The organism is Sedimentisphaera cyanobacteriorum (assembly GCF_001997385.1).
GTDB lineage: Bacteria > Planctomycetota > Phycisphaerae > Sedimentisphaerales > Sedimentisphaeraceae > Sedimentisphaera > Sedimentisphaera cyanobacteriorum.
On record NZ_CP019633.1, the window covers coordinates 466,846 to 483,780 of the forward strand.

The 16,935-nt window shown below is 45.3% G+C and carries 12 protein-coding genes; 9 read left to right on the forward strand and 3 right to left on the reverse strand.

Annotation, left to right across the window (positions count from 1 at the left end; translation table 11 throughout):
• The first annotated feature begins 10 nt into the window (after nt 1-10).
• Together lpxA and L21SP3_RS01715 are read left to right on the forward strand one after the other, a co-directional pair.
• Complete coding sequence (lpxA, locus tag L21SP3_RS01710; protein ID WP_077538973.1) at nt 11-826, forward strand: acyl-ACP--UDP-N-acetylglucosamine O-acyltransferase; 816 nt, start codon at nt 11-13, stop codon at nt 824-826.
• 150 nt (nt 827-976) lie between these two features.
• Entirely contained in the window at nt 977-1,981 is a 1,005-nt protein-coding gene (locus tag L21SP3_RS01715) for a Gfo/Idh/MocA family protein (RefSeq protein ID WP_077538975.1), read from the forward strand.
• A gap of 82 nt (nt 1,982-2,063) precedes the next feature.
• Here L21SP3_RS01715 and L21SP3_RS01720 read toward each other — a convergent pair whose 3' ends face one another.
• Nucleotides 2,064-5,048: a PAS domain S-box protein gene (locus L21SP3_RS01720; RefSeq protein WP_123785109.1), complete on the reverse strand. Its 2,985-nt coding sequence runs from the start codon at nt 5,046-5,048 to the stop codon at nt 2,064-2,066.
• Nucleotides 5,049-5,238: 190 nt separating this feature from the next.
• On the opposite strand from L21SP3_RS01720, the gene L21SP3_RS01725 reads away from it, so the two are divergent.
• On the forward strand, nt 5,239-5,619 hold the full coding sequence (locus L21SP3_RS01725; protein WP_077538979.1) for a response regulator: 381 nt from the start codon (nt 5,239-5,241) through the stop codon (nt 5,617-5,619).
• Between the two features lie 2 nt (nt 5,620-5,621).
• Here the strand turns inward: L21SP3_RS01725 and L21SP3_RS01730 are convergent, their stop codons facing one another.
• Nucleotides 5,622-6,062: a hypothetical protein gene (locus L21SP3_RS01730; RefSeq protein WP_077538981.1), complete on the reverse strand. Its 441-nt coding sequence runs from the start codon at nt 6,060-6,062 to the stop codon at nt 5,622-5,624.
• A 9-nt stretch (nt 6,063-6,071) separates the two neighbouring features.
• Nucleotides 6,072-6,743, reverse strand: a complete 672-nt coding sequence (locus L21SP3_RS01735; RefSeq protein ID WP_161488053.1) for a cobalamin B12-binding domain-containing protein — start codon at nt 6,741-6,743, stop codon at nt 6,072-6,074.
• A 232-nt stretch (nt 6,744-6,975) separates the two neighbouring features.
• On the opposite strand from L21SP3_RS01735, the gene L21SP3_RS01740 reads away from it, so the two are divergent.
• The 6 genes from L21SP3_RS01740 to L21SP3_RS01765 all read left to right on the forward strand — a co-directional run bounded on the left by L21SP3_RS01740 (nt 6,976) and on the right by L21SP3_RS01765 (nt 16,726).
• A complete protein-coding gene (locus tag L21SP3_RS01740; protein WP_077538985.1) occupies nt 6,976-10,017 on the forward strand; it encodes a glycoside hydrolase family 2 in 3,042 nt (1,013 codons plus the stop codon).
• A gap of 373 nt (nt 10,018-10,390) precedes the next feature.
• Nucleotides 10,391-11,392, forward strand: a complete 1,002-nt coding sequence (locus L21SP3_RS01745) for a DUF6599 family protein (RefSeq protein ID WP_077538987.1) — start codon at nt 10,391-10,393, stop codon at nt 11,390-11,392.
• Nucleotides 11,376-12,344, forward strand: a complete 969-nt coding sequence (locus L21SP3_RS01750; RefSeq protein ID WP_077538989.1) for a DUF362 domain-containing protein — start codon at nt 11,376-11,378, stop codon at nt 12,342-12,344. The genes L21SP3_RS01745 and L21SP3_RS01750 overlap by 17 nt, the downstream gene beginning before the upstream one ends.
• A complete protein-coding gene (locus tag L21SP3_RS01755; protein ID WP_077538992.1) occupies nt 12,341-14,071 on the forward strand; it encodes a 4Fe-4S binding protein in 1,731 nt (576 codons plus the stop codon). The genes L21SP3_RS01750 and L21SP3_RS01755 overlap by 4 nt, the downstream gene beginning before the upstream one ends.
• An 89-nt stretch (nt 14,072-14,160) precedes the next feature.
• Complete coding sequence (locus L21SP3_RS01760) at nt 14,161-15,378, forward strand: aldo/keto reductase (protein WP_077538994.1); 1,218 nt, start codon at nt 14,161-14,163, stop codon at nt 15,376-15,378.
• 124 nt (nt 15,379-15,502) lie between these two features.
• Nucleotides 15,503-16,726 carry an IS4 family transposase gene (locus L21SP3_RS01765; protein ID WP_077538996.1) on the forward strand — a complete coding sequence of 408 codons (1,224 nt, stop codon included), beginning with the start codon at nt 15,503-15,505 and terminating at the stop codon, nt 16,724-16,726.
• Nucleotides 16,727-16,935: the final 209 nt, after the last annotated feature.

Consider the following 16,935-nt stretch of genomic DNA (forward strand, 5'->3'; position numbering starts at 1 on the left):
ACCAGAATTTATGGATAATGCGAATATTCATCCAACAGCTATAGTTCAAGATGGTGCCAAGATTGGTGATGGTGTGGTTATTGGGCCAAACTGTTTCGTTGGCAGCGGTGCGGAAATTGGAGACAATACAAAGCTTTCGGCTAATGTTATAGTTGAGAAGAATGTTGTGATGGGCAAAAATAATGTGGTGTATCCGCAGGCGGTTATCGGCTGCGGGCCGCAGATTTTTGGAAAGCCCAGCGATTATAAATACGGCAAGCTGGTTATTGGAGACTCGAACATAATTAGGGAGCAGGTTACAATACACCCGGGTATGTTTGAAGGTTCCTCCACAGAGGTGGGAAGCCGGAATTTCCTTATGATTGGCGTTCATATCGGCCACGACTGCATAATAGAAGACGATATCGTAACGAGCAACTACTCACAGATCTCAGGCCACTGCTGGCTGCAGCGGGGGGTCTGGTTTAGCGGTATCGTTACTGTGCACCAGTTCTGCACCATAGGACGCTGGGCGTATGCCACCGGCCTGACCGGCATAAATCACGATATACCGCCCTTTATGACGGCAAGCGGGCATTATCCCTGCGTTGTGCGAACGGTAAACCGCAGGGGAATGGCAAGGGCAGGACTAAGCCAGGAAGACCAGAAATCTGTAACCGATATCTTCAAAAAAGTGTACAGAGAGGGAGGACCGCTTCTTGAGAAGGTACGCGAGATGGTGGGCGATGAGTCTCTTAAAGACGTTCAAAGAGAGATTATAGAATTTATAAGCCGTGCAAGCGAACACCGCTTCGGAAGATACCTCGAAACTAAAAGAAACGATTGAGATTGGCTGCATAAAAGAGCTGGGTTTAAGCGCTGAAGCAATGGATAATCTTTTAACTATAAAACAGGCAAGCTGAAAAAGACAGGTCTGCTTATTCAGAAACGATATTTGAGCTTAGGGAAGGCTGCATCAAATAAAAAGGAAATTAAGATGGCGAAATTAAGAACAGCAGTGATAGGTGCCGGGAAGATGGGCAGCCTTCACACGAGGATATACAGTGAGCTTGAACTCAGCGAGCTCGTGGCAGTGGCAGATAGTGATGCTTCTAAAGCCGGCGAGCTTGCAGAGAAATATGGCTGCCGCAGCTTTTCCGATCCGGAAGAGCTTATTGGGAAGGTTGATGCGGTAACGATAGCCGCCCCTACAGACAGCCATCTGAAGATTGCTGCTCCCCTCATAGAAAACGGCATCGCTGTGCTTATAGAAAAGCCTCTGGCCTCAAGCGTAGAGCAGGGCGAAGAGATTGCCCGCCTCGGACGCGAGAAGGGCGTAACAGTTGCAGTAGGCCATAGCGAACGCTGCAATCCCGTTGTGCAGGCGATGGACAGGCTCGAGATAAAGCCCCGATTCATCGAGGCCAACAGGGTAAGCCCGTATCCATTCCGCTCCACGGATATCGGCGTTGTGCTGGATGTTATGATTCACGATATAGATATCATCCTCTCGATAGCGGGCAGTCCGGTTAAGAGCGTGGATGCTGTTGGAGTTGATGTTATAGGGCAGAATGAAGATATCTGCAATACGAGGATAGTTTTTGAAAACGGCTGCATGGCCAATGTAACCGCCTCAAGGCTCGCACTCAAAACAGAGCGTAAGATTCGAATTTTCAGCTCTCAGGCGTATCTGAGCCTCGATTATTTCCGAAAAGAGGGGATTGTAATTCAAACTGCGCCGAATGTTGATGTAGTTGAGTGGATAAGAGAGCGGCAGAAAGAGCCGGGATTCAGCTTTGAAAATGTAAACTGGCCGGATCTGCTCAACATCGAAAACCTCAAGATTGAAGATAAAGAGCCGCTAAAGGTGGAGCAGTCTGCGTTTCTCGAAGCCGCTGCCGGCAAGCGAGAGAGGCCGATAGTTACAGCGGAAGAGGGGCTTGCTGCCCTTCAGTGCGCATACAAAATCCTTGAGAGCATAAAAGAAAAGGCATGGCAGTAAATCGAAGGCAAAGCCTTTTGGTTAATTCAGAGTTAGTTCCAAACCCTGCTTTGCTTTAAGCTGGTGGGTCTGAAACCTTTTTTTATTGCTGCTGATTTTCTGCCGGCGGGAAGAATATGTTGAAATCTGTCCCTTTGCCTGCCTGCGAGTCTATGGTAATCAGCCCGCCTAAGCTGCTGATTATTCCGTGAACCACGGGCAGTCCCATCCCCGTACCTTTGTCCACAGGTTTGGTTGTGAAAAACGGCTCGAATAATTTTTCCTTTGTACCTTCATCCATCCCGCAGCCGTTATCGCTTACTGTAAGTTTTATGTACTTCCCGGGCGATAGGTTTCCGTTTATCGTAACCAAAGGCTCCTCGAGCAAAGCCTCCTCAACGATAATATAAATCTGCCCGTTCTTCTCGCCCACAGCGTGTATTGAGTTTGTGATAAGGTTTGAGATAATCTGCAAAAGCTGGGATTCATTGCCGCTGATTGTATCGCTGCTTGTTCTTATAAACTTGTATATACGCACGTTCCCCGGCACTGAAGGCTTGATCATCTGAAGGCATTCATCGATAATCGAGCAGATAGATACGCTGGTTTTCTGCAAATCTGATGATCTGCTGAATGTGAGTATCTGGTTTACCAGCTTCTTCGCTCTCTCGGAGGCCTGAAGTATCTGGGTGATGTTTTTATAGGCGTTGGAGTCTTCTCCGCAGTTTTTCTTTGCGAGCCCGGCATGCCCCATTATTGCGGTTAATATATTGTTGAAATCGTGTGCTATTCCGCCGGCAAGCGTGCCCAAGGATTCAAGCTTCTGTCTTTGATGGAGCTGCTCAGAAAGCTTTCGGTTTCTCTCTTCGCTTTTCTTTCTCTCTGTTGCATCTCTTATGATTACGTGATAATTTTCAATGCTGCTTTCACGGGAGATCTCAGCGTTCCAGTCCATCTCTATAAAAAGGTTTTCTCCTTTTTTAGACTTTAGATTAAGGCAAAGCTCTCTAACCTCGCTTTTCTCTGAGCTTAAGGCTTTTTTGAACATATTGGCGGAGTTTGCATCCAAGAATTCAGAAAAGTCTTTACCGAGCATTTCTTCTCTGCTGCAGCCGATGATTGAAAGGAAAGCTGAATTAACTTCTTTGATTATTCCATGAGTATCAAGGCATTGATAGCCGAGAAGTGTTTTTTCGTAAATCAGCCTGAAAAGTTTATTGCTTTCCCGCAGAGAGGAAAGGGCGGTATATCTGGAAACAACGCACGCAAGGCTGTCGGCTATCCTTTCCAGAGAGCGGATTGTTTCAATGTCAAAGTTGTTTTTATTTTCTGAGTTAAACTGAATAAGCCCGATAATCTCACCTGCATCCTTCAGAGGGATCAAGGCTATTGATTCGTATCCTTCAGAGCAGCATCTGTTTCTTATGTTTTCAGAAAAACCAGTGTTTATGAAGTCATCTCTCAAACTGCTTGATGAGTTTGTCCAGAAACTCCCTGATTCTGTGAAGTTTGGAATATCGCGGTTTATCTCACCGCTTACAACAGCCCCGCACATACAGGCCAGATCAGTTTCATTGCGCCAGCCCCTTACAGGACGGTACTTTTTATTCAGAATGCAAAGGGAATTCTCGGAGTTTATAAATTCATCTGAAAAGCCTGCTGTGTGGTAGTAAGGATAGTCTTCGCCTTTTTTGAGCCTGATTCCTGCGGCATCGCAGTTTGCCCATTCTTTGAGATACGGAAGCAGTTCTTTAATGAGTTCGCTGAGCTTTTCCCTGCAGTTTACCAGCCTGAAAAGCTTTACCATCGCCTCCTGTTCTTTTTCCTGTCTCTCACGCTGCTCTATATTTCGAGAAATTCCGAGATAAACTTTCTCTCCGTCAATCTCAAAGCTTTTAAGTCTCACTTCTGCTGGGAAAGTGCTGCCGTCTTTTCTTATGTTTTCTGTTTTAAAAACAAAGCTTTTGCCATAAGCTGTATTATCAAGTGCTTTCTGGACATCTACAGGCTCATTAAGATTGTTATCTATGTCTATAACGTTAAGCTCAGAAAGTTCCTTTTCTGTATAGCCAAGCTCATCCATTGCCTGTTTGTTGTACAAGAGAAGTTTGCCGTCCTGTCTGTGCACGTAAACAGCATCTCCAGCACTGTTCAGAATTGTCTTGAATTTTTCCTTTTCTGCTAAAAGCTTGTTTGTGCTTTGTTTAACTCTTGATTTAAGTTTTTTGTTCCACAAAAGAATAAGGGTTGTAACTAAAACCCCTAACCCCGCAGATACTGTAACCCAGAATCGAGCTTTCTTTATGTTGATATGGTGAATAATTGCAGATTCAGCCCATTTTTTATTGATTCTCGCTATTTCCTGCTCTGAAAGGCTGGCAATTGTTTTATTTATTATGTTTCTCAGTTCCGGCCAGTCTTTGCGAACTCCGAAGCATATTTTATATTGATATGGAGTTGCTCCGGCCGCCTTTATATCTTTGATCCCGTATTTGGCTATATTGTATTTGGCCACAAGAAAATCTTCGATTACAGCTTCAACCTTACCCTCGCTTAGCCTTTGGAGGGAATCTGTTACGGAATCAGTTTCAACAATTCTAATGTCAGGGTAGTCGTTTCTCAGCCATTTTTCCACAGCATAATCATTAACTACAGCAACTTTTTTCCCGCTGAGCTCCCTTAAGTTTGTAACGTATACACCTCCCAGCTTAGTGTAAATGCCTATTGGAAAAGTTACATAAGGACGGCTGAATAGAAGACGGGATTTTCTTTCTTCGGTGTATGCAGCCGCGCTGAGTACATCGGAATTCCATTCTATTGCGCTCTCTAAAGTTTCAGCCCAATTGTCTGTCTGTGTGATTTTGAATTCAAGGCCTGTTTTTTCGGAGATGATTCTCAAATATTCCCCGGAAAAACCTTTGATTTCGCCGTCCTCTACAAATTCTATCGGAGCAAAGTTTTTATCCGGCGCCACCTTTACTACAGGATGCTCTGCTATAAATTCCTTTTCTGCTTCGCTGAGAAAATCAGCACTGCCCTTTTCACTGCCTATAAGCTCTGCGGCGCAGATAAGCAAAAGCAGCTTCAAACAGGTCTTTAAGTATTTAGGCTTTTTAAAATTCAATTTTATCTTAGAAAAATTACTTTATTAATATGTTGCAATTTTAACCCTTTTGGTTAATATTGCAAATGATATATATGCAGTTTGAAATTCTTTCGCACATTATTTACGTTCAGAAGTAAAATCCAACTATATAATATTAAAGAGAGGTTGCAAATTGACCAAAATTCTCGTTATAGATGATGATTCGCAAATCCTGGAAATGGTAACTGAGGTTCTCGAAGATGCCGGATATCAAGTTTTCGGAGCATCTGACGGAGATAAAGGCGTAGAGCTTTTCAGGGAAAAGTCGCCGGATTTGGTAGTTACTGACATCATTATGCCCGGCAAAGAAGGCATCGGAACTCTGATGGACATAAAAAATTATAATCCCGATGTTAAGGCTATAGCGATTTCCGGAGGGGGCAGAGTTGTAAGAGCCTCGGATGCCCTGAAAGATGCAGAGTTTTTCGGAGCTGAGGAAATCCTCGAAAAGCCGTTTTCCTGTGATAAGCTTCTTGAAACAGTTCAGAAAGTTCTCGGCGATAATAAACCTTAAAATCAGCCGTCTGTTTCGTTTGTTTCGATAATATCGTCAAGATTATCAAGTATGAAAGTGTAGAAGGGGGATATCTCCCGGTAAGCCTTTTTGCTCAGATTTTCTCTGAATATCTTCAGCCATTCATTCATCTGGATCTGCCAGTATTCTTTTTTGAAACCTCTGGCCATGTAAGTGCGAACTGCCCACAGTACAGTCTCCGAGAATACATTCGGGTCGTATTCAGTCATAACTGATGTCATAAAATTAATATGATTATCGTGGTTTGTTTTCATAAGCTTGATGTTGCCTGAGCCTATGTATTTTTCTATATCATCTCTTTTTTCGAGATTTTTGTTTATAATACTAACGAGCAGATCATTCTTTTTGTTAAGCTCGGCTGCTGTTTCACCGCTTACAGGTTCAATTTTTTTTGCCTGCTGAAATAATTCTTCTCTTGTCATGAAGACCCTTTATTGTTCAAGCCTGGATTCTATGTAACTCTTCAGATTGCTTAATGTTTTGAAAATATTAACATTTCTCGGCAGGCTGAGTCTGCTCTGCATATTTTCAAACGCCTGCCCGCCTGCAATAATTTCACTCTCAGGTAAAATACTCGTCAGATCTTTTGCAGTTTGAATAAAAATCGGCATATTTGCATAAAGCGTTATGCTGAACAGGATGAAGTCCGGTTTTTCTGTTTTTGTTAGGATCATAAGGTCTGTTTTGGGCACATCTGCACCTAAATAAAGAACCTGCAGCCCCCAGAGCTCAAGCAGGTAAGAGATCATTTTAGAACCAACCTGATGGTGCTCATTCTCTATGCAGCTTACAACAGCCTTAAACCCTGAGAAAGCCCTTTTCTCTTGGACAATCTTAGGGTAGAGTCCTGTTATAAGAGTTTCTGTTATGCAGGTTGCAATATGTTCCTGAGCTACTGAAAGCTCATTGGTTTCCCATCTTTTGCCTACAAGAACCAGAGAAGGGTAAAAGAGATTTTCGAAAATATCCAAGACTCCCCAGCCACGTGAGAGAAGCTCGGAAACTGTGTTCTGGCAGTACGATGTGTGTCCCTGAACAAGATGGTCAACGTATTCTGTAAGTTCTCCATTTATTTTAGAACTAATATTTATGTTTGAGGGCATATCAACCAACATTAATTTAAATTTATTTATCTTTAATTATTATATAAGAAATTAGACTGTCCGCAACTCTGCAAAATTACTGTAAAGGGGGATTACAAATTGGCGGGGAAAATGTGAAAAATGGTGTTGTATTGCTTTAAGTTTCCAATAAAATAATTTTGAAATTGTCAATTTTGCATGTTGCAAATTGAGTTTTAAATCTTAAATATTGAATTTCTAATAAGGAGCTTGAATGAAAACTTCGGCCGCCAAAACTGCACTTTTAGTTCTTTTCCTGTTTTCCTCAATCTTATTCGCACAGCCTTACGACAATCCAGAAATCAACCGTGAGGGCTGCGAGCCTTTTCACTCAGTTATAACGCCCTGCGCAGATGTGCAGGAGGCGGTATCCTCGAGATATCTTGAGTCTGAGAGGGTTAAGCTTTTGAACGGGCCTTGGAAGTTTAATATGGTCGAATCGAAATCAGATATCCCCTCCGGCGTATCCAAGCCCTCATTCAACGACAGCGGCTGGGACAAACTCCCCGTTCCCTCAAACTGGCAGAGGCATGGGTACGGTCTGCCCGTATATTCAAACCATACGATTGCCGTAGAGCCTGATGAAGTGGGGATTTACAGAAGAAAATGCTATCTAAAGCCGGCCGATATTCAAAGCCGCAGGGTTATGCTCGCTTTCGGCGGAGCCCGCAGCGCTTTGCACGCTTATGTAAACGGCGAAGAGGTGGGCTATGCAGAAGGTTCATACCTGCCCATAAAGTTCGATGTAACAGAAGAGTTAAAGCCGGGATACAACAACCTCACAGTAATAGTTTACCGCCGCAGCGACGGAATACATCTGGAAAACTTCGACCATTGGAGATTAAGCGGGCTGTTTCGTGATGTATATCTCTCAATGAGACCAAAAACCTACATTGAAGACTGGCGAGTTTATGCCGCCGCAGATGGAGATTGGAAGGTTTCAGCAAAGCTCAAAAATAAATCCGCCTCGAAGTGTTCAAATCTCGCCTTAAACGCAATGCTTTTTGATGAGTCCGGAAAGGTTGTTGCGGCGAAAAAGGGCATTAGAATTCCCGAGATGTCCTCAGGAGGTGAGGCGCAAGTACAGGCCTCGGCAAAACTGGATTCAGTGAAGCTTTGGTCGGATGAGAAGCCCAACCTCTACAGAACTGTAGTAGAGCTTGTTAAAGACGGCCTTACACTCGAGACAATCGGCTGCAATACTGGTTTCCGAACAGTGAGCATAGAAGACAGCCAGCTAAAGCTCAACGGCAGGGCGGTAGAAATCAGAGGCGTAAACCGCCATGAGTGGGACGGCGAAAAAGCTCAGGCCGTCGAAAGAGAGGATATGCTCGCTGATGTCCGCCTGATGAAGAAAAACAACATAAACGCAGTTCGAACAAGCCATTACCCCGACGACCCGCGTTTCTATGAGATTTGCGATGAGCTTGGAATTATGGTGATGGATGAGGCAGGTCTCGAAAATCACTGGCGAAACCATCTGGAAAAAGACCCTGAATGGCTCGGCTCGCATATGATGAGAATCAAGGGCGTAGTAGAGCGGGATAAGAATCATCCTTCTGTTGTTTTCTGGTCTTTGGGTAATGAATTCTTCCACGGGCCTAACGTGCAGAAGATGTATGATTGGGTTCTCAAGAAAGACCCGACCCGCGCAGTCTTCAACGACGGCAGGGGCAATAAAGGCAATAATCAGGTTGGCTGCCCGAGCTACAGCAATGCTGCCGAGCTCTCTGAAGCGCATAAAACCCTTGAACAGCCGGGAATCGCCAAAGAGATGGCGCACTGTATGGGCAATTCCCTCGGCCAGCTTTCTGATATGTGGGACCTTTTCAGGGATCCCGATTACCCAAGGCTGCAGGGCGGATTCATCTGGGACTGGATAGATCAGGGCTGGAAAATGACCGAAAACGGCCGCACGTTCTGGGATTACGGCCTTCGCTGCGGCAAAACATACCAGACTCACTTCTGCATCAACGGGATAGTTAATCCAGACCGCTCGGTTTCCGCTAAGCTTCTTCAGGTTAAGAAGGCGTATCAGCCTGTTTCTGTTGAGGCTGTGAATCCGGAGGAAGGCGTATTCAAAATAATAAACCGCCACAGATTTACGCCTCTCTCTGAGTTTGAAGGCAGATGGAAGGTGGAGGAAAACGGAAAGCTTGTTTCAAAAGGAGGGCTCCCTGCCCTCAGCGCTGAGCAGCTGCAAACTGAGAAGGTGAACGTTAATCTGCCCGATGTTGAAGGTGAGGCGTTTATAACTTTCACCTTCTATAGAAAATCAGCTGTGCCCGCAGTTCCGGCAGGGCATAAAATTGCTTTTGAGCAGATTAAGATCAATGAAGGCGAAAAAGAAAAGCTGAAACAGTCAGATTTCGTTAAGTTTGAAAACGGCACGGCTCAAAGCAGCAGTCTAAAGCTTGAAATTGAAAAAGGCCTTCCTGCATCTATAGTTTACAATGAGAAAGAAATTCTCGAATCGCCCGCAAAGCTTTCATTCTGGCGCGCCGAAATAGACAACGACACGCAGAACTGGGGCAAAACATACGAGATTTATGCAGAAAAATGGCACAAGGCAGGTCTTCCCGAAGTGGAATTCAGCTTTGATAAAAGCAGCGTTTTGCCGGACGGAAGGCTTTCAGTCAAAGGTACTGTAGGCTATGAGCAAAACAATTACTTTAAGACGCGCATAATCTACGGTCTTTCAAATTCCGGCAAGCTGTATATTGATACAAGCTTAGAACCGCTTGAGGACATCAAAAAATTCGATATGAAAGGCCTTCCGAGAGTGGGCTGGCTGATGGAGCTTGATAAATCCTTTGTCAATGCTCAGTGGTACGGCTGCGGACCTCAGGAGAATTACATAGACCGCAGCGAAGCTGCGCCGGTGGGAATTTATCATAAGCGTGTCGGCGAAGAAGAGCAGACCTATATCAACCCGCAGGCCTACGGAAACAGAACCGCAGTTCGCTGGCTGAAGGTTATGAATTCAAACCAGCTCGGTTTCACAGCAAAAATGTTTTCTCCGGAAGACGGGGTTTTTGAACACGCAGCATTTGATTTTTCAGCAATACCTTTCAGGGAAAAACAGCTCAAGCAGGCCACTCATACCGACCAGCTCGAGTCTGACGGTACTGTTTATCTCCATCTCGACCGAAGCCATGCAGGCGTAGGGAATATGCCTAAAAAACGGCTCCCCGAGCATGAGGTGCAGGTTGAGCCGATGAATTTTGCCTTCACACTGAATTTTTTCAGTGATTAGAATTCGAACAAAACACTAATATAAAAAGTATTGTACTCGACTAACTGGGCTTACATTAATTTGTAAGCCCTTTTTTGAGCCTTGGCATCTATATCGGTTCGGTAAATCGCATTGAGGTTATGATTAAGCTTGGAATTTTGCGATTAAATGCTAAAGTGGAAAATTGATGTTATAAAGTAAAGTTAAAAAGGCTTTCTTAAATGGCAATACTTTTAGATTTAACATATTCTGAGCTGTTTACTTCCTCCTGCATTTTTGCAGCAGTAATTCTCATTTTTCAGTTGGCGTGCAAACATAGTTTTCAATCAATCCTTATTTTCCATTCCCGAAGAATTTTTCAAAACCAATTAGGAATTTAATAAAGGGGTTTTAATTGGCAGATTTCAAACGAAACAGAAAACTCGAAACCACTATGTCCGCAGTTTGTCTTGGTATTATCGCTGCTGCGGTACTGGGAGTTTTACTCAAGCAGAATGATTATGATATGTCCAGTTACGGCTTGAAGCCTTCTGCGGAAGAATCTTCTGGCCGGCAGGCAGATTCAGCAGGCCAAGCTGCACCTGCACAGGGGGACGTGCCGGAGGGATTTAAAATTTTCACTCCCGAAAAGACCTACACCGAAGAGACTCTCTACGAAAAGATAAACGGCAAGGCACCGCTCTATACCGATGCCGGATTTGAAAAGCTCAGCAGCACAAGATTTGCGATGAAGTCCAATCCTGAATTGTGGTTTGAGGCGAATGTGTATCATATGGCCGGCCTAGAGGCCGCGTTTTACGTCTTCAGCACTCAGCGCCGTCCTGAGGCGATATACAAAGGAATCGACAATCCGCTATGGGAATACCGTACTGAAAACGGCTATTTCGCATTTGCAGGCAGCAGGTATTTTGAATTCGTAGGCTCGAGTCAGTCTGAAGAGCTTGTTGCTGAAATGATAAAGGTCGGACGCAATATGGCCGGTTCGCCTGCTGATGAGCTGCCCGAAGCGGTTGCTTTTCTTCAAAACAGCGACGTCTTGGACAATAAAACTGTAAAGCTCAGCCTCGACAACACCTTCGGAGTTGAAGGGCTTAAAGACATATTGATTGCCAGTTCAGACGGTCGAATGCTCTTTTGGAGTAAGTGCTTAAGCAGAGATGCCGCTGATCAAATGCTTAAGATATACGATTCTTTCCTCAGCAAAAACGGCTACAACCTTGCAGAAAAAGGCGAAAATTCAAGGACTTATGAATTTTTCGGCTTAAAGGAACACTTTTACGTTGACGGGGATGTATTTGCAGGCGTGCACGAGGTTGAGAACTTAGAGCCTGCCAAAGAAGACCTGCTCAGCTTAGTTGCTGCTGTTAAAGGAGAAACTGATGAAAATGCAGAATAGACGGGAATTTGTTTGGAATGCTGCCAGAGCTGGAACTTTGGCCGCCCTTACTGCAGGAGCTGCTGGGCTGTATTCCGCTTCAGACGGCCAGAAGGAAACAGAGAACGGCTTTTCGATGCCTGATTTTTCGGCAGAAAGAATCGACGGCAAAACTATTGCCTCAGTTTCGGGCTCTTCAAGGCCTGAGATGGCAAGAAAAGCATTAGGTATGCTTGGGGGTATGGAGCGATTTGTTGAGAAAGGTGATGTTGTGGCGCTCAAGCCCAACGTGGCGTTCGCTTCGCCCGAATCTCTCGGTGCAACAACAAGCCCCGATCTGGTTTACGAGCTTTCGAAGATGTGTTTCGAGGCAGGGGCAAAAGAGGTTCTGGTGTTTGACAACCCTATAAACAGCCCTCAAAGCTGCTTTATGATTAGCGGGATAAGCAAAGCTGCCGAAAGGGCGGGGGCGAAGGTTATAATTCCCTCAGATTCGATGTTTTCAAAATACACGCTTTCCGGAGGCGGGCTGATAGTGGATTGGCCTCTATTTAATGATCCGCTGAAAAAGGCTGATAAGCTGATTGGAGCTGCTCCTGTAAAAGACCACCATCGAAGCGGGGCATCAATGACTATGAAAAACTGGTACGGCCTGCTCGGCGGCCGCAGAAACATATTCCATCAAGATATAAACGGAATCATCAAAGAGCTTGCTGTTATGGTCAAGCCAACTTTAGTGGTTCTTGACGGGGTAATAACGATGATGCGAAACGGCCCCACAGGCGGGAGCCTCTCAGACCTAAAAGAAACGAATACGCTTATAGCGAGCACGGATATGCTCGCCGCAGATACGCTCGGCTCAGCGCTTCTTGATAGAAAGCCTGAATCGCTGCCTTATCTTGCGATGGCTCAGGATGCAGGAGTTGGAACTATGGATTTGAACAAGGCAGCTCTTATGGAGGCGAAGCTATGAAGATTACAACCGCAAGGAAGGTATCTCAGGCAGTATTTCTGCTTCTTTTTATATGGCTTTCGATTACCATTCAGCTCGGAACAGCATTTTATGAGATCAGAGGCTGGCCGGTAAACCTTTTCCTCGGGGCAGACCCGCTTGCTGCGGTAAGCACGGCTTTGGCCTCTGGCAGCCTTCATGCAGGTTTAATAACAGGTGGAATAATACTTATTGCCACTGTTTTTCTCGGCCGGTTTTTCTGCGGATGGATTTGCCCGTTCGGGGCTTTCCATCAGATTGTAAGCTGGCTCTCATGGCGAGGCCGCAAGAGCTCAGAGCTGCTCAAAGCAAACGAATACAGCAGGTTTCAGGCTGTTAAGTACTACGTACTGCTGATTTTCCTCGGCGCTGCGGTTACGGGGCTCTCAAGCACACTGCTTACAGGCCTCTTAGACCCGATACCCCTTTTCCACAGGTCTGTGAATATCGCTGTTATGCCGATTGCAGATTATATCGGCTCAGGCGATTTCACGCGGCATTACGAATTCGGCCTCGGGATATTCGCTGTTTTTGCTGCATTTACGCTTTTGAATATTATTCGTCCGCGTTTTTTCTGCAAATTCGTTTGCCCGCTGGGTGCGCTGCTGGGAATCTTCAGCAGATTCAGTCTTTTCAGGGTGGCAAAGGTGCAGGATGAATGCAGGATGTGCGGGCTGTGCAACAAAACCTGCCACGGCTCTGCAACCCCGAAAACCGCCACTAAGCTGAGCGAATGTATGCTCTGTTTCAACTGCCGTGAGGTTTGTCCGGATGAGGTGGTCGGGTATATGCCAGCAGGCAGCTGCAAAACTGAATCAAAGCCGGATATCTCTCGCCGCGGAGTTCTGCTGTCTTTTGCAGCAGGCGGGGCGGGGTCTTATGTTGTAAAAGCGGCGGACAAATCAAGCGGGAGCAACTGGGACAGCTCGATTATCCGTCCGCCGGGGTCGCTCAAAGAGGAGGATTTCCTCCAGCGATGCATAAAATGCGGACAGTGCATAAGGGTATGCCCGTCGAATGTTCTCCAGCCTGCCCCGATAGCGAAGGGGCTTGAGGTGATGTGGACGCCGTTATTGAACAACAAAATCGGTACGAGCGGATGCCAGCAGAACTGCACAAGCTGCGGAGCGGTTTGCCCAACAGGTGCCATAAAACACCTTACTCTCGACGAAAAACACGGCACTGGTGAATATGCAGATAAGGGGCCTGTCAAACTTGGAACAGCTTTTGTTGACCGTTCCCGCTGCCTGCCATGGGCGATGAACAAGCCCTGCATCGTTTGTCAGGAGAACTGCCCTGTGAGCCCGAAGGCTATTTACACTATTGATGTGTATGAGCGTGTAAGAAATTATTCATACCATCTTGAAAGCGTAGAGGTTTCCGGGGGCGAGAGCTCTTTGCAATCGGCTTCGGATATCAGCTCCGCTTATGCAACAGGCGATTATTACATTTCCGCAGGTGAGGAGAAATTCAGAATTAAGTCTATTCAGGGCAGAACTGTTACAGTGGAGGGTGAAATTACCAATCCCAATGAGGTAGATAAAATGGAGGTTTTAGCCCATCTCCAGAGGCCTGCAGTAGAGATAGACAGGTGCATTGGCTGCGGTATATGCGAACATGAGTGTCCGGTAAGCGGTAAAAGGGCAATAAGGGTTACTGCTGAGGGCGAATCCAGAGATCCGGAAAGCAGGCTTGTTCTCGGTTCATGAGCTTGTCAAAATAACGAAAGATTCCTAAAGCCCATACGAGTCTGGTGACTTTAGTAATACTATACTAACTTTTTCAGGGGAAACATATTATGACAGATTTTAACAGAAGAAATTTCATCAAGGCAGTTGGTGCTGCCGGCGTAGCAGGCACTTCTTATAAGGTGTATGCTGAGCCGAAAGACAAAAAAGAATGCGAAAAAAAGGGTGAAGAAAAGAAAAGTCCCGTTCTCCAAAGAACCCTCGGCAAAACAGGGCTCAAAGTTCCAACTTTGGCTCCCGGAATTATGTACAATGCCGTAAATAATCAATCTGTTCTGCTGGCCTCTGCTATGAAGGGCGCAACCTACTGGGATACCGCCCATGGATACGCAGGCGGGAACAGCGAGCTTGGCATCGGTAAATTCTTTGAGAGAAAGCCGGAACTGAGAAAGAAGATCATTATTGCAACGAAGGCCTCGGGAGCAAGTGATAATGCCGGACGAGACAATCGCCTTGAAACTTCCTTCAAGCGTATGAACACAGACTATATCGATATCTACTACGGCATACACGCTATGTCCCGCCCCGAACAGCTCACCGATGAACTCAAGGAATGGGCTCAGAAGGCCAAGGAAGAAAAGAAAATCAAATTCTTCGGGATCACTACCCACAGAAATATCGAAGAGTGCCTACACGCCTGCGCAGAGTCGGGTTATATTGATGCGGTAATGTGCAGCTACAATTTCAAGCTTATGCAGCAGGATAAGATGAATAAGGCTGTTGAAGCGGCAAACAAGGCCGGCATTGGGCTTGTGGCTATGAAGGTGATGGCGAGAAACGCAGATATTGAAAAGGATGATGATAAAAAGGTTGCTATGCAATTCCTCGAGAAAGGAATGACTCCCGCGCAGGCAAAGATTAAAGCCATACTTTCAGACGACCGTTTCGCTTCAGCTTGTGTTGGTATGAAGAGCGTTAGGGAATTCAGCGAGAATCTCAAGGCTGTTCTAAGGGATGAAAAGCTTTCTTTCAGCGATCATCAAAAGCTTGGCGAAATTGCAAAAGCAAATTGCGACGGATACTGCGCAGGCTGTTCTGAGATCTGCTCAAAGGCCTCAGGCAATCCATATATCAGCGATGCGATGCGTGCCTTGATGTACAACGACAGCTACGGCGAGCACGAGATGGCAATGGAAACCTTCCATGAGATTCCGCTGGCTTACAGACAGCAGTTTGCCTCTGCTGATTTTTCCGCTGCTGAGAGGGCGTGTCCGAACAGTATTCCTATTACTAAGCTTTTAAGCAGAGCAGCTGAGAAGCTTGCTTGATATTTACAGAAAAATATTCACAGCCATCCCATAGAAGAGCAAAATACAAGATGTTTCTTTAAAACCAGCGGGGTATGAGTTACACTAATTCTTTCAGTCTAATTAAACAAATTAGGAGTAACCCATGACACCCGCCAAACATCAATATAGCATTCTTAAGCAAATATGCCAACATATTCCTGCACATCTTGTTTCAAAATTGTCTCGGTCTTTCGGTATTGACAAGCAATCACGAACATTTTCTTGCTGGTCGCACATTGTATCTATGCTTCATGTCCAGATTGCTCACAGTCTCTCGCTCAACGACGTTTCCGACACATTGCGTAATCATTCTGGAGCTTTGACTCCTATCCGCCGTGCAACCCCTCCAAGCAGGAATGGGCTTTCTCATGCAAACAGGGTTCGAGATCCTCTTATGGCAGAGACTCTCTTCTGGGAGGCGCTGTCCCATATCCAGAACAAACATCTTGATTTTGGGAGAGGCCATAAGTATTCCGGCCTTCCGAGGCGTTTTAAGAGAGCAATATATGCGGTTGACTCAACCACGATCCAGCTTGTAGCCAACTGTATTGACTGGGCTAAACATCGCAGACGAAAAGCGGCTGCAAAGTGCCATATGCAGCTGAATCTCCAGACGTTCCTGCCTCAATTTGCTATTGTAAAAGAAGCCTCAACCCATGATTCGACAGAAGCTTATCAGCTCTGTCAGGACCTTAAAAGCGGCGAAATAGCGGTTTTTGACAAGGCTTACGTGGATTTTAAGCATCTAGCAGATCTTGACAGGCGAGAATTATTCTGGGTTACCAGAGCCAAAGATAATATGAAATATCGTTTTGTTAAACAGAATACAGAACCAAAAGGTAATATCCAATACGATGCTTTAATTGAACTTGAAATGCCGAAAAGCCGCGAGGCATACCCGAAGAAGCTCCGTTTAGTTAAGGCTTATGTGGAAATTAACGGCGAGAAAAAGCTTATGAAATTTATCACGAACAATATGCAGTGGGCGCCGAGCAGTATTTGCGACCTATATAAGTGCCGCTGGGGTATAGAGGTGTTTTTCAAGCAGATAAAACAGACTTTGCAGCTAAGCGATTTCCTAGGGCATAGCCAAAAAGCAATTCTATGGCAAGTATGGACGGCTATGCTGGCTTATATTTTAATAAGGTATATAGGTTTCCTCGGTCAGTGGAAAGGAGCATTCAGCCGATTGTTTACTTTACTGAGGGGTGTATTATTCAGCCGGCTGGATGTTTTTAGCGTTATGGCTGCCTGTGGGACAGCACGTGGTTCACCGCGTATGGTTGGCAGCCCTCAGCAGGCTTATTTGCCGGGTTTTAATATGTAGCAAGATTTTACGAAAATAAAGAGGTGAAAAGAGAGCGGGCAGTATTGAGCAAAAAACTGCCAATTGAACAAAAGCAAAAAAAATGCAAACTGGGGTAATTCAAATCCTTCAAGAAAAGGGCGTTTTAATACAATAAACAAGCCCTCAACGATAAATTTATGGACTTATGGGATGGCTGTGAAAAATATTTTATTATTTTATTAGTAATT

Excerpts from the sequence above, each read along its gene's own strand:
- lpxA (WP_077538973.1), top strand. The coding sequence starts at position 11 with ATGGATAATGCGAATATTCATCCAACAGCTATAGTTCAAGATGGTGCC.
- L21SP3_RS01715 (WP_077538975.1), top strand. The coding sequence starts at position 977 with ATGGCGAAATTAAGAACAGCAGTGATAGGTGCCGGGAAGATGGGCAGC.
- L21SP3_RS01730 (WP_077538981.1), bottom strand. The coding sequence starts at position 6,062 with ATGACAAGAGAAGAATTATTTCAGCAGGCAAAAAAAATTGAACCTGTA.
- L21SP3_RS01735 (WP_161488053.1), bottom strand. The coding sequence starts at position 6,743 with ATGCCCTCAAACATAAATATTAGTTCTAAAATAAATGGAGAACTTACA.
- L21SP3_RS01740 (WP_077538985.1), top strand. The coding sequence starts at position 6,976 with ATGAAAACTTCGGCCGCCAAAACTGCACTTTTAGTTCTTTTCCTGTTT.
- L21SP3_RS01750 (WP_077538989.1), top strand. The coding sequence starts at position 11,376 with ATGAAAATGCAGAATAGACGGGAATTTGTTTGGAATGCTGCCAGAGCT.
- L21SP3_RS01755 (WP_077538992.1), top strand. The coding sequence starts at position 12,341 with ATGAAGATTACAACCGCAAGGAAGGTATCTCAGGCAGTATTTCTGCTT.
- L21SP3_RS01760 (WP_077538994.1), top strand. The coding sequence starts at position 14,161 with ATGACAGATTTTAACAGAAGAAATTTCATCAAGGCAGTTGGTGCTGCC.
- L21SP3_RS01765 (WP_077538996.1), top strand. The coding sequence starts at position 15,503 with ATGACACCCGCCAAACATCAATATAGCATTCTTAAGCAAATATGCCAA.